At 71.4% G+C, this 11,853-nt stretch carries 10 protein-coding genes; all 10 read left to right on the forward strand.

Translation table 11 applies throughout. The features are described from left to right. The first annotated feature begins 1 nt into the window (after position 1). The 10 genes from murD to Q5923_RS05845 all read left to right on the forward strand — a co-directional run bounded on the left by murD (position 2) and on the right by Q5923_RS05845 (position 11,851). Positions 2 to 1,420: a UDP-N-acetylmuramoyl-L-alanine--D-glutamate ligase gene (murD, locus tag Q5923_RS05800; protein ID WP_303132747.1), complete on the forward strand. Its 1,419-nt coding sequence runs from the start codon at positions 2 to 4 to the stop codon at positions 1,418 to 1,420. Then, positions 1,421 to 3,010 (forward strand): FtsW/RodA/SpoVE family cell cycle protein, encoded by a 1,590-nt coding sequence (locus Q5923_RS05805; RefSeq protein ID WP_303132749.1) that lies wholly within the window; start codon positions 1,421 to 1,423, stop codon positions 3,008 to 3,010. Next, on the forward strand, positions 3,000 to 4,145 hold the full coding sequence (locus tag Q5923_RS05810; protein ID WP_009279426.1) for a glycosyltransferase: 1,146 nt from the start codon (positions 3,000 to 3,002) through the stop codon (positions 4,143 to 4,145). Before Q5923_RS05805 ends, Q5923_RS05810 begins: the two co-directional genes overlap by 11 nt. A gap of 59 nt (positions 4,146 to 4,204) precedes the next feature. Next, positions 4,205 to 5,635, forward strand: coding sequence for a UDP-N-acetylmuramate--L-alanine ligase (gene murC / locus Q5923_RS05815; RefSeq protein ID WP_072499696.1), 1,431 nt, complete (start codon positions 4,205 to 4,207; stop codon positions 5,633 to 5,635). After that, positions 5,636 to 6,550 carry a UDP-N-acetylmuramate dehydrogenase gene (murB, locus tag Q5923_RS05820; RefSeq protein WP_303132754.1) on the forward strand — a complete coding sequence of 305 codons (915 nt, stop codon included), beginning with the start codon at positions 5,636 to 5,638 and terminating at the stop codon, positions 6,548 to 6,550. A gap of 320 nt (positions 6,551 to 6,870) precedes the next feature. Continuing rightward, positions 6,871 to 7,914, forward strand: coding sequence for a cell division protein FtsQ/DivIB (locus tag Q5923_RS05825; RefSeq protein WP_303132755.1), 1,044 nt, complete (start codon positions 6,871 to 6,873; stop codon positions 7,912 to 7,914). Between the two features lie 386 nt (positions 7,915 to 8,300). Beyond that, positions 8,301 to 9,431 carry a cell division protein FtsZ gene (gene ftsZ / locus Q5923_RS05830; protein WP_062530162.1) on the forward strand — a complete coding sequence of 377 codons (1,131 nt, stop codon included), beginning with the start codon at positions 8,301 to 8,303 and terminating at the stop codon, positions 9,429 to 9,431. Positions 9,432 to 9,433: 2 nt separating this feature from the next. Continuing rightward, the gene (locus tag Q5923_RS05835) at positions 9,434 to 10,237 is read left to right on the forward strand and encodes a polyphenol oxidase family protein (RefSeq protein WP_303132757.1); all 804 of its coding nucleotides are present in this window, start codon (positions 9,434 to 9,436) and stop codon (positions 10,235 to 10,237) included. A gap of 90 nt (positions 10,238 to 10,327) precedes the next feature. Beyond that, a complete protein-coding gene (locus Q5923_RS05840; RefSeq protein WP_009279420.1) occupies positions 10,328 to 11,071 on the forward strand; it encodes a YggS family pyridoxal phosphate-dependent enzyme in 744 nt (247 codons plus the stop codon). Between the two features lie 69 nt (positions 11,072 to 11,140). Further along, positions 11,141 to 11,851 (forward strand): cell division protein SepF, encoded by a 711-nt coding sequence (locus tag Q5923_RS05845; RefSeq protein WP_303132761.1) that lies wholly within the window; start codon positions 11,141 to 11,143, stop codon positions 11,849 to 11,851. Positions 11,852 to 11,853: the final 2 nt, after the last annotated feature.

Here is an 11,853-nt window from a genome sequence, read left to right on the forward strand (position 1 = left end):
AATGCAGACGGGCAAGGGGGGGCGCCTGGGCGACGTCCTGGTGCTGGGCATGGGCAAGACGGGCGTCGACGTGGCGCTCTACCTCGCGTCGCTGGGCGAGGCCCGCGTCTCCTCCGTCACGCTCTACGGCGGCCTCAGCTCCGCGCCGGGCGAGGCCGCGTCCAGGCTCGAGGCGGCCGGCGTGCGCGTGGTGCTGGGCAGCGAGGACGTGCGGGGCAGCTACGACCTCGCCGTGGTCTCTCCCGGCATCAGCGAGCTGAGCGGCTTCTTCCGGGCCGCCCGGGAGCACTCCCGCGAGCTCATAGGGGAACCCGAGCTCGCCTGGCGCGAGAGTCCCGGGCGCTGGGTCGCCATCACGGGCACCAACGGAAAGACCACCACCACCAGCCTCTCCTGCGCCATCTTGCGGGAGGCGGGCCTTGCCGCCCGCACGGTGGGCAACATAGGCACCCTGGCCACCTCGCAGGTGGCGGGACGGGCCGACGGCGAGTGGTTCGTGGCCGAGCTCTCGAGCTTCCAGCTCGCCACCTCCGTCGGGCTGCACCCCCGCGTGGCGGTGCTCCTCAACGTGACGCCCGACCACCTCGAGTGGCACGGCTCCCTCGAGGCCTATGCCGCCGCGAAGGAGAGGGTCTTCGCCAACCTCGTCCCCGGCGACCTCGCCGTCGTGGGCGTGGGCGACGGCTGGTGCCGCGCCATCGCGGACAGGCTCGACGCCCGCGGCCTCAGGGTCCTGCGGCTCGACGCGAGGCGCGACGCGGGCACCCCATGCGCCGCCTTCGTGCGCGACGGCCGCATGGTCGTGCGCCTCGACGGCGTCGAGCACGACGTCTGCGCCACGGCGGACTTCGCCCTGAGGGGCGAGCACAACCTGCAGAACGGGCTCGCCGCCTCCGCTCTCGCGCTCGAGCTGGGCGTCGCGGACGATGTCGTGGCCCGCACGCTCGCCTCCTTCCAGGCCCTCGAGCACCGCATCGAGCCCTGCGGCGAGGTGGGCGGGGTGAGCTTCGTCAACGACAGCAAGGCCACCAACACCGACTCGGTGGAGAAGGCCCTCACCGCCTTCGAGCCCGGGCGCGTCGTACTCATGCTGGGCGGCCACGACAAGGGGACCGACCTGCGGTCGCTCGCCGAGGCCGTGGCCCGCGACTGCAGGGCCGCCGTCTGCTTCGGCGAGGCGGGGGAGAGGATCGCCCGCTCGGTCGAGGCGGCGCGGGACCGGCAGGCGTCGCCCGTCCGCGTCGTCCGGGCGCCCCACCTGCGCGAGGCCTTCGACGCCGCGGTGGCGGAGGCCCGCGAAGGGGACGCGGTGCTCCTCTCGCCCGCCTGCTCCTCCTTCGACGAGTTCTCGAACATGGCCGAGCGCGGCAGGCTCTTCAAGTCACTGGTCGCCGCCCTCGCGGACGAGGGGCGGCGCTAGATGGCCCTGCGTCCCGGAGCCGCATACGCCGGTCGAGGCCAGGGAGGCCGGGACCAAGGCGCGCGCCCTCGCAGGGAGGCCGCGGACGAGGGCCTCATCATGGGCGTCCCCGCGCGCTTCATGGGGCCGCGCCTGGTGTACGTGGCCTGCGTCCTTGGACTCGTCGCCTTCGGCCTGGTCATGGTCTTCTCGTCCTCGTCCATCCTCAACCTCATATCCGACGACGCGGGCAACAACCCCGCCTACTACCTGACCAGGCAGGCGGGCTTCGCTCTCGTGGGAGTCGTGGGCGCGTACGCCCTCTACCGCATCGACTACCACGCGCTGACGCACCGGATCGGCCCCGCCATCTGGGCGGGCACCGTGCTGGCGCTCCTCCTGATCTTCCTGCCCGTCGCGGGCCAGGACGCCTATGGCGCCACGCGCTGGATCGCCGTGGGGCCCCTGCACTTCCAGCCCTCGGAGTTCGCCAAGATCACGGTGGTGCTCGCCGCCGCGGAGCTCCTGGACGAGTTCCGTCGCACGGGCGGCAGCTTCGAGCCGGGCTTCCTGGCCAGGGCGGCGGTGGTCCTGGGCGTGCCCCTGCTGCTCATCGTGCTCCAGCCCGACAAGGGCAGCACCATGGTCTGCGCCGTGACCGTCCTGGTCATGGCCTACCTCGCGGGCGTCGACTGGAGGTTCTGCGCCGGTGTCGCCGCCCTGGGCTTCCTGGGCTTCCTGCTCCTCTCGCTCAAGGACGGCTACTCCCGCGCGCGCATCCTCACCATGCTCGACCCCTGGCGCGACCCCTATGGGGACGGCTACCAGCTCATCCAGGGCTTCTATGCCTTCGGCTCGGGCGGCCTCTTCGGCGTGGGCATAGGCATGGGGCGCGCCAAGTACTCCTACCTGCCCTTCCCCTACAACGACTTCATCTTCGCCATGGTGGGCGAGGAGTGCGGGCTCCTGGGCGCCCTGGGGCTCGTGGCGGCCTTCGGCCTCCTGCTCTGGTGCGGCTACCGCATCGCGCGCTACGCCCCCGACCTCACCGGCCGGCTCGTCGCCGCCGGCTGCTCGACCCTCATCTTCGCGCAGATGCTGCTCAACGTGAGCGGCGTCGTGGGGGCCTTCCCGCTCTCGGGCAAGCCCATCCCCTTCGTCTCGTACGGTGGCTCGTCGATCATGGCGAGCCTCATGCTGGCGGGGCTCGTGCTCTCGGTCTCGCGGCAGTCCAGGCTGCCCCTGACCGAGCACGACGAGCGCCGTCGCGACTGGAGCGTCACCGAGGCCCCGCGCGACCCTGGCCCCACCGGCTCCTTCGCCGGGGAGGCGACGCCGCGCTCGGCGAGGGAGGGCGCGCGCCAGCGCCTCACCGTCCTGGGCGGCGGCGCGGCGGGGGAGGTGCCCCCCACGAGGCGGACGTCCCGCATGGGCAGGGGGACGGCCACGCCGCCCGGGCGGGCCGCCTCCCAGGCACGTGGCGGCCGGGGGAGGATAGACTTGGGCCCCAGCGCGGGAGACCGCCTCAGGACCAACAACGACGGAAGGCCGGACGTCCGCGGAGCGGGCGGGCGCCGAGGCGACCGAAGGAGTGACAGACGTGGCAGATAGGCTCAGGGTCGCCATCGCGGCGGGCGGGACGGCAGGACACATCAACCCGGCGCTCGCGCTCGCCGAGGAGCTGCGCGACCGCGGCCACGAGGTGGGCTTCTACGGGCAGCCCGCCCGTCTCGAGGGCACGCTTGTGCCCCAGGCCGGCTTCAGGCTCAACCCCATCAACGTCACGGGCATCGACCGGCATCGCCCCTGGACCGCCGCGAGCGCGCTCTGGCACATGGCGCGCGCGCAGTCCGCCCTGGGCAGGCTCTTCTCGGCCGAGGGCGCCCCGGACGTCGCCGTGGGCTTCGGGGCCTACGTCGAGGCACCCCTCATCAACTGGTGCCACTCCCACGGCGTGCCCTGCGTCATCCACGAGCAGAACTCCGTGCCGGGCCTCGCCAACAAGAACGCCGCGGGGAAGGTGCGCAGCGTCTGCGTGTCGCTGCCCGCGGCCATCGACGCCTTCAGGTCGCACGTGGCGCCCGACACCCAGATCGTCGTGACGGGCAACCCCGTGCGCCGCAGCGTCATCGAGGCGAGCCGCGAGGAGGGCAGGAGGCGCCTGGGGATCCCCGAGGGGGCCACGATGCTCCTGGTCTTCGGCGGGAGCCTCGGCGCGCGCCACGTCAACGAGGCCGTCACGCGCCTCAAGGGCGAGCTCCTCTCCCGCGAGGGCCTCTACGTGGTCCACTCCACCGGCAGGGGCCAGTACGACGAGGTCGTCGAGGCGCTCGCGCTGGGCGAGGCCGAGTCCGGGCGCTGGCAGGTCCTTCCCTACATCGACTCCATGGGAGAGGCCCTCGCGGCGGCCGACCTCGTGCTCAGCCGTGCCGGCGCCTCCTCCATCGCCGAGATAGCGGCGCTCTGCGTCCCAAGCGTGCTCGTGCCCTATCCCCTCGCCACCGGCGACCACCAGACCGCCAACGCCCGCTACCTCGTGGACGCGGGCGCGGCCCGGCTCGTCGCCGACGACGAGCTGGACGGCCCCGAGTTCGACTCGACGCTCCTCTCGCTCGTGGACGACCCCGCCCGCCGCGAGGCCATGCGCGCCTCCGCCCACGGGCTGGGGCAGGCCATGGCCGCCTCCGCGCTCGCAGACCAAGTGGAGGGGGCCGCCGCCCAGAGGGCGGGCGCGCCAATCGGCTAGAGTAGATGCAGCCCGCCGCGTGCTGGCGGCATTGCCTGACTTCGAAGAGAGGTAGCCTCATGTCCTCATCACCCTCCGCCTCCAGCATCGGGAGCGCGCACTTCATCGGCATCGGCGGCGCCGGAATGAGCGGGATCGCCCTCGTCCTCCACCAGCGCGGCTGCAAGGTCACCGGCTCCGACCTCAAGGCGTCGCGCTACGTGCGCGACCTGGAGGACGCCGGCATCGGGGTCCACGTGGGCCATGCGGCGTCCACCATCGACGAGGTCGCCCCCGAGGTCGTCGTGACCTCCTCGGCCATCCCCGAGACCAACCCCGAGGTCATCCGCGCGCGCGAGCTGGGCATTCCCGTCTGGCCCCGCGCCAAGATGCTCTCGGCGCTCTCCGCCGACGCCACCACCGTGGCCGTCGCCGGCACCCACGGCAAGACGACCACCTCGAGCATGGTGGCCACGATGCTCGACCACCTGGGCATGGACCCCTCCTTCCTCATCGGCGGCATCGTCGAGGAGTACGGCACCAACGGCCGCGACGGCAGGGGGGGCTACTTCGTCTGCGAGGCGGACGAGTCCGACGGCTCCTTCCTCTTCCTCGACCCGGACGTGGTCGTGGTCACCAACATCGAGGCGGACCACCTCGACCACTACGGCACCCTCGAGAACATCGAGCGCACCTTCTGCACCTTCATGGGCCTCGTGGGCGACGCCGGCACCGTGGTCATCAACGGTGACGTGCCGCACTACGTGGAGCTCGCGCGCTCCACGGGCCGCAGGGTCCTGAGCTACGGCTTCGACGAGGGCTGCGACTACGTCTGCGTGCCTGTGCCGCAGGAGCCGGGCCTCGCGAGCCGCTTTGCGGTCCGGCTGCCCTCCGGGGGCTCCGTCGAGGTCACCATCAAGGCCAACCCCGGCCGCCACAACATGGCAAACGCCACCGCCGCCATCGCCGTGGCGGACGTCCTGGGCTGCGACGTGGAGAGGGCCGCCGTCGCCCTCTCCGGCTTCGCGGGCGCGCACCGCCGCTTCACCCACGTGGGCGACGTCGACGGCGTCACGGTGGTGGACGACTACGGCCACCACCCGACCGAGATCCGCGCCACGCTCGCGGCAGCCAGGGGGCTGGGCTTCAAGCGCATCGTCTGCGCCTTCCAGCCCCACCGCTACAGCCGCACGCAGGCGCTCGCGGCGGACTTCGCCCATGCCTTCGACGACGCCGACAAGCTCGTGGTGACCGAGGTCTTCCCGGCGGGCGAGACGCCCATCCCCGGCGTCTCGGGCAAGACCGTCTCGAACGGCGTCGCGGCCGCCGGCACGGTGGCCGACGTGAGCTTCATAGCCAACCGCAAGGACCTGGTCCAGCACCTGGTCGAGTCCTGCCGTCCTGGCGACCTGCTCATCACGCAGGGCGCCGGCGACATCACGGCCATAGGGCCGGCCTTCATCGAGGCGCGCCGCGAGGCGGACGCCGAGGCAGAGGGCCAGAGGTCCTAGTTGAGCGTCTTCAACGCATACATGGCCCTCTCGGGGGCGGTCGACGCCGAGGTCCTGCGCGGGGAGAGGCTCTCGCGTCGCACGACCCTGCGCGTGGGGGGTCCCGCCTCGCTCTTCGTGACCGCCCACGACTACGCCGCGCTCAGGCGCACGATCGAGGTGCTCGACCGCGAGCGCGTCGAGTGGGTCGTGCTGGGCCGCGGCTCCAACGTGCTCGCCTCCGACGAGGGCTTCGACGGGTGCGTCGTCAAGCTGGGACGCGAGTTCTCGCGCGTGAGCGTGGGGGAGGGCGGCCTCGTCTCCGCCGGAGCCGGCGCGCCCCTCTCGAGCCTCGTGAGCCAGACCCTCAAGGAGGGGCTCTCAGGGCTCGAGTGCTGCGTGGGGATCCCCGGCAGCGTGGGCGGGGCCGTGTCCATGGACGCGGGCTCGCGCCACGAGTGGATCGGCAGCCGCGTGAGCGACGTGGTGACCCTGCGGCCGGGCGTCGGCCTGCGGCGCTACGAGGGGTCTGAGGTCGAGTGGGGCTACCGCTGGTGCTCGCTCCCGGCCGGCGAGGTCATCCTGGAGGCGAGCCTCAGGCTGGACCCCAGCACGCGCGAGGAGGTCTCCGCAGAGATGGAGCGCCGCCTTGCCAGCAGGCGCTCCACGCAGCCCATGGGCCAGCCCAGCTGCGGTTCGGTGTTCAAGAACCCGGGCACGCGCTCCGCCGGCGCGCTCATCGACTCCTGCGGCCTCAAGGGCTACGCGGTGGGCGGGGCGCGCGTCTCCGACCTGCACGCCAACTTCATCGTGAATGCCGGCGGCGCCACCGCCACGGACGTGGCGCGCGTCATGGCCCACCTGCGCGAGTGCGTGGTCCAGAGGCATGGCATAGAGCTCGAGCCCGAGGTCAAGTGCCTCGGCTTCGGCCGCTAGGGGCCTACGTGGCTGCTAGGAGGCCAACGAAGAGGGGGACCCCCCGCCAGGCCGCGGGGCAGCGTCCGGCTGCCAAGGCGCCGGCGGCCCCGAGGGCGCAGCGGCAACAGCCGCCTGCCAGGCCCGGCCGCACGAGTCGGCCCGGCGTGCCCTCGCCTTCCCGCATCACCGCCGCTCCCAGGCCCTCGCGCAGGTTCGGCACCGCCCCCGCCACCCGCCCGTCGTCCCCCCTGCGGCGCGACGGTGCCGCGCGAGACGCCGCGTCCCCCAGGCGCCAGGCGGCCGAGGGCGGCGCGTCGCCCGTCTCCCGGGAGGCCTCCGTGGGGTCGCATGACGTGGCGCGCCGCCTCATCGTGGGCGGCATCGCCGTGGCGGCCCTGCTCCTCGTCGCGCTCGTGGGCTTCCTCGTGCTCTCGTACACGCCCGCATTTACCATCGGCTCCGTCGAGGCGGACCCCACGGAGCACATGGACTCCGCCACCATCGTGCGGCTCGCCAACGTGCGGCAGGGGAGCACCCTCCTCAACTTCGACGAGTCGGGGATCAGGTCGGCGCTCAAGAGGAACCCCTGGGTGCAGGACGTGAGCTTCGTGAGGGAGTTCCCCGGCACGCTCAGGCTCGTGGTCACCGAGCGCAAGGTCGACTGCATCGTGGTCATGAGCGCGGGCAACGTCGCCTGGTGCATGGGAGGGGACGGGAGCTGGATCGAGCCCCTGCCGCTCTCCGTCGCCGAGGGGCAGTCCGCCAACGAGGTCGCCCTCGCCAAGGCCCAGGAGATGGGCGCCCTGCTCATCACCGACGTCCCTGCTAGCGTGAGCCCCGTGGCGGGCTCGGCCTCCACGGACGACACCATCCTGGCGGTCATGAGCTACCGCAAGACCTTCTCGGACGCCCTCTCCTCCCAGGTCGTGAGCTACAAGGCCGATGCCGTCGAGAGCATCTCGTGCGTCCTCAAGAGCGGGGTCGAGATCTCGCTCGGGTCGCCGCGCGACATAGAGAGCAAGGAGTCGGTCATCAACTCCATCCTGCAGAAGTACGAGGGCAGGCTGACCTACATCAACGTGCGCGTCTATGGCAGCCCCAGCTACCGCATGGTCGACTCGGACAAGGTCCAGGCGGGAAGCGGCACGGTGGGCGGCGACTACGCCTCGACCACGTCGTCGAGCGGCGGGAGCCAGGCCACAACGTCGCAGCAGGGCTCCGGGTCGGGTCAGTCCGTAGCCACGGGCCAGGCCGTGACGGACGGCACCTCGGACGGCACGGGGCAGGACGGCTCCTCCGCGGACGGTTCCGGCGACGGCCAGGACTCCGGCAGCCAGAGCGCCGACGCCACCTCGGAGTCCGGCTCCCAGGTCGGGGAGTAGGCCGAGGCTTCCGCTTCTCCCAGGACAGTGCAATCCCTAACCCTCGAGTAGCGCCTCAGGGATGAGAAGCAGCTCTTTATGGGCATTGAGCTGCAGGTTTCACATTTTGAACAAAAGTGTTGACGGCAGTCGCGGGAATGTGCAAATATACCGCGCTTCGGACGAGGCATAGGGTTCTACCTGAGGTTTAGGGTTTCTCTCACCTCGTCGGGGCCAGACCGTCGCAAGCCCAGGCACCACCGAGCGAGAGTCGAAGCATGAAGACGAAGCGCCATTCGCAGCAGTTTGTGAAGCACGGTACCGCATTGCAGTCCACCACCGGTGGAGCGGCACCCGAACGGGAAACGGCAGACGCTCCCCGGACCGTCGCCAAGCGAGGAGGAACCATGATCGACACTGACATTCCCAGCAACTACCTTGCCGTCATCAAGGTGGTCGGCGTGGGCGGCGGTGGCACCAACGCCGTGAACCGCATGATCGAGGAGGGGATCCGCGGCGTCGAGTTCGTGGCCATCAACACCGACGCGCAGGCGCTCGCCATCTCCGACGCCGACATCAAGGTGCACATCGGCCAGGACATCACCCGCGGCTTGGGCGCCGGCGCCAACCCCGAGGTGGGCGCAGAGGCGGCCGAGGACTCCCATGACGAGATCAAGCAGGCGCTCGCCGGGGCCGACATGGTCTTCATCACGGCCGGCGAGGGCGGCGGCACCGGCACCGGGGCCGCGCCCGTGGTCGCCGACATCGCCAAGAACGACGTGGGCGCCCTGACCGTAGGCGTCGTCACCAAGCCCTTCACCTTCGAGGGTCGTCCCCGCACCAACCGTGCGGCCGACGGCATCAAGACCCTCTCCGAGAGCGTCGACGCCCTCATCGTGATCCCCAACGACCGCCTGCTCGACCTCAGCGAGAAGAAGACCAGCTTCATCGAGGCCTTCCGCATGGCGGACGACGTCCTGTGCCAGGGCACCCAGGGCATCACCGACCTCATCACCGTCCCCGGCCTGATCAACCTCGACTTCGCCGACGTCTGTACCATCATGCGCGGCGCCGGCACCGCCATGATGGGCGTGGGCCTCGCCTCCGGCGACAACCGCGCCACCGACGCGGCCGAGGAGGCCATCTCGAGCCGCCTGCTCGAGAGCTCCATCGACGGCGCCACTCGCGTCCTGCTCTCCATCGCCGGCAACAAGGACCTCGGCATCCAGGAGATCAACGACGCCGCCGACGTGGTCGCCAAGAACGTCGACCCCGAGGCCAACATCATCTTCGGCACCGTCGTGGACGAGTCCCTGGGCGACCAGGTGCGCGTGACCGTCATCGCCACCGGCTTCAACGACAACAACGTCCAGCAGTCCATCCCCACGCTGACCGTGGACCGCGGCCGCGGCAGCAGCCGCTCCGGCCGCAAGGCGACCCCCGCGCCAGCTCCCGCGCAGCGCCAGTCCGGCTCCGCCGCCAGCTCCAACGACAAGGAGTTCGACATTCCCGAGTTCCTGAAGCACAGCCGCCTCTAGCGATGCGGCTGCCCCGGCTTGACAGGTACGTCTCGCAGGGCGTGACCCTTCTCGGCGACCTCAGTCGTCCGGGCGGGGTCACCTTCGCTTTCAGCGAGCGGGCGGGCGGCTGCTCCACGGGGGAGTTCCAGGGTCTCAACCTGGGCGACCGCTGCGGGGACGACCCCGCGGCCGTCGCCCGCAACCGCTCGCTCGCCCTCGCGGCCCTGGGCGCCGGAGGTCTCGAGGCGCGCCTCGTCAACCCCTGGCAGGTGCACGGCGACCGCGTGGTGGAGGTCCTCTCGCCCGACGAGGCCTCCGTGGCCCGCGCCCAGGCGCAGGCCCAAGAGGGGGCGGACGCCGTCGTGTGCGTCGCCCCGGGGGTCCCCGTCCTCCTCTGCTTCGCGGACTGCGTCCCCGTGGTGCTCGCCTGCGAGGGCGGCTTCGCGGTGGTCCACTCGGGCTGGCGCGGGACCGTCGCCCGCGTGGCGGGGCGGGCCCTGGACTCGCTGCTCGCCGCCAGCGGGCGCGACGCCTCCGAGGTGCGGGCCTACGTGGGGCCCCACATCGCGGGCGAGGACTACGAGGTCTCACCCGAGCTGCTGGCACGCTTTTCGGGCGAGTTCGGCCCTGCGGTCGCGCTCCCCGGCAATCGCCTCGACCTGGCGCGCGCCGTGGTGCAGACCCTGGTCGAGCGTGGGATGGGGGAGGACATGGTCCTCGACTGCGGCGTGTCCACGCCCCGCTCGACCGACCGCTTCTACTCGTACCGGGCGGAAGGTGGCCGTTGCGGGAGGCACGGCGCCTTGGCGGTCTTGGGCGTCTAGCAAGGGCGCGGGGACGCTTCGCGTCGTCCCCTCGGGTCGGCGCGCGAGGAGACAGTCGAGGCCCGCGGCAGGCGGGCGGAAGGGGGAAACGTGGACGAGGAGGGGCGCAGGAGCTATCTCGGCTTCCTCGAATCCAGGAGGGAGAGGATCATCCGCCTGATCGCGGAGGCGGCCGCCCGCGCGGGCAGGGACGCCGGCGAGGTCACCCTGCTCGCCGTCTCCAAGACCGTGGGCGTCGAGGAGGTGGCGCTCGCCTGGGAGGCGGGGTATCGCGCCTTCGGGGAGAACCGCCCGCAGGAGCTTGGGCGCAAGCTCCAGGGCGTCGCGGCCCTGCCCCAGATGGCAGGCGTGCGCTTCGACATGATAGGCAACCTCCAGACCAACAAGATCAACCAGGTCATAGGCAGGGTGGAACTCGTGCACTCCATCTCGTCCCCGCACCTCGCCGAGGCGGTGTCCCGGCGCTCGGAGGCACGTGGGATCGTCACGCGGGCGCTCGTGGAGGTGAACGTCTCGGGGGAGGAGTCCAAGTCCGGGCTTTCCCCCGACGACGCGCGCGCCTCCCTCGACGACCTCCTCGCCCTCCCCGGCATCTCGCTCGAGGGGCTCATGACCATGGCCCCCGCGAACGACGCGGACGCGGCCCGGAGGGCCTTCTCCGGGCTCCGTGAGCTCCGCGACGACCTGCGCTTGCGCTCGGGCCGCGAGCTCGCCGTCCTTTCTTGCGGAATGAGTGATGATTTCCAGATCGCGGTGGAGGAGGGTTCCACCCTGGTTAGGCTTGGTAGAACCGTTTTCGACCCCAGCCACGAGCCGGCCTTGGCCACGAGCTGAAACAGACCACAGACGAGACACGCGGACATAGGCGGGACCAGGGGTCCCAGCCAGGAAGGCGGTAAGGACATGGGCTTCCTCGACAACCTCAGGGACAAGCTTCGCCCACAGGACAGCGACTACTACGACGACGAGTACTACGACGACGAGGACGTCGCCGAGCCCCGCCGCCCCGAGGCCGACACCTCCGGCGTCCTGGGCAACACCCGCCGCCCCGAGGCCGAGAGCGTGTCGGTCTACACTCGCTCCGGGCGTCCCGTGGGCGACAACGCCGGCAGCTCCTCCTCCGCCTATGGCAGCGGCTATCGCCCCGGCTACGCTCCCAACGAGTACGCCCGCCCCGCGGCGCCTGCGCGCGACTACGGCTACGACGACGGCGCCACTGCCTCCATGCCCCAGCAGCAGGGCGGCTACGCCAGCCGCGAGTCTGTCCTGGGCAACACCACCAACGGCCACTCTCCCGTGGACATCGGCCTCAAGGCGATTCCCCGCCCCAGCTCGGGACAGCTTCCCCCCTACGTGCTGAAGCCCGTCTCGTACGACGACGTCCAGATGGTCGTCCGTCGCGTCCGCACCAGCCAGCCCGTGGTGCTGGTCTTCAAGAACACCAACATCGAGACCGCCAAGCGCATCCTCGACTTCTGCTTCGGCCTCGCCTGCGGCATCGGCGGCCAGGTGGACGAGCTGGGCGACCGCGTCTTCGTGGTCATGCCCCAGGGCATCGAGCTGAGCGAGTCCGACATCGACAAGCTCGTCGCCGACGGCACCTTGGCCAGGTAGCG

It is taken from the genome of uncultured Olsenella sp., assembly GCF_959602185.1.
Classification (GTDB): domain Bacteria; phylum Actinomycetota; class Coriobacteriia; order Coriobacteriales; family Atopobiaceae; genus Olsenella_I; species Olsenella_I phocaeensis.

What these genes read in the sequence shown, in the direction of transcription:
- murC (WP_072499696.1), top strand. Translation starts at nt 4,205, where the DNA reads ATGTCCTCATCACCCTCCGCCTCCAGCATCGGGAGCGCGCACTTCATC.
- Q5923_RS05805 (WP_303132749.1), top strand. Translation starts at nt 1,421, where the DNA reads ATGGCCCTGCGTCCCGGAGCCGCATACGCCGGTCGAGGCCAGGGAGGC.
- Q5923_RS05835 (WP_303132757.1), top strand. Translation starts at nt 9,434, where the DNA reads ATGCGGCTGCCCCGGCTTGACAGGTACGTCTCGCAGGGCGTGACCCTT.
- murD (WP_303132747.1), top strand. Translation starts at nt 2, where the DNA reads ATGCAGACGGGCAAGGGGGGGCGCCTGGGCGACGTCCTGGTGCTGGGC.
- ftsZ (WP_062530162.1), top strand. Translation starts at nt 8,301, where the DNA reads ATGATCGACACTGACATTCCCAGCAACTACCTTGCCGTCATCAAGGTG.
- Q5923_RS05845 (WP_303132761.1), top strand. Translation starts at nt 11,141, where the DNA reads ATGGGCTTCCTCGACAACCTCAGGGACAAGCTTCGCCCACAGGACAGC.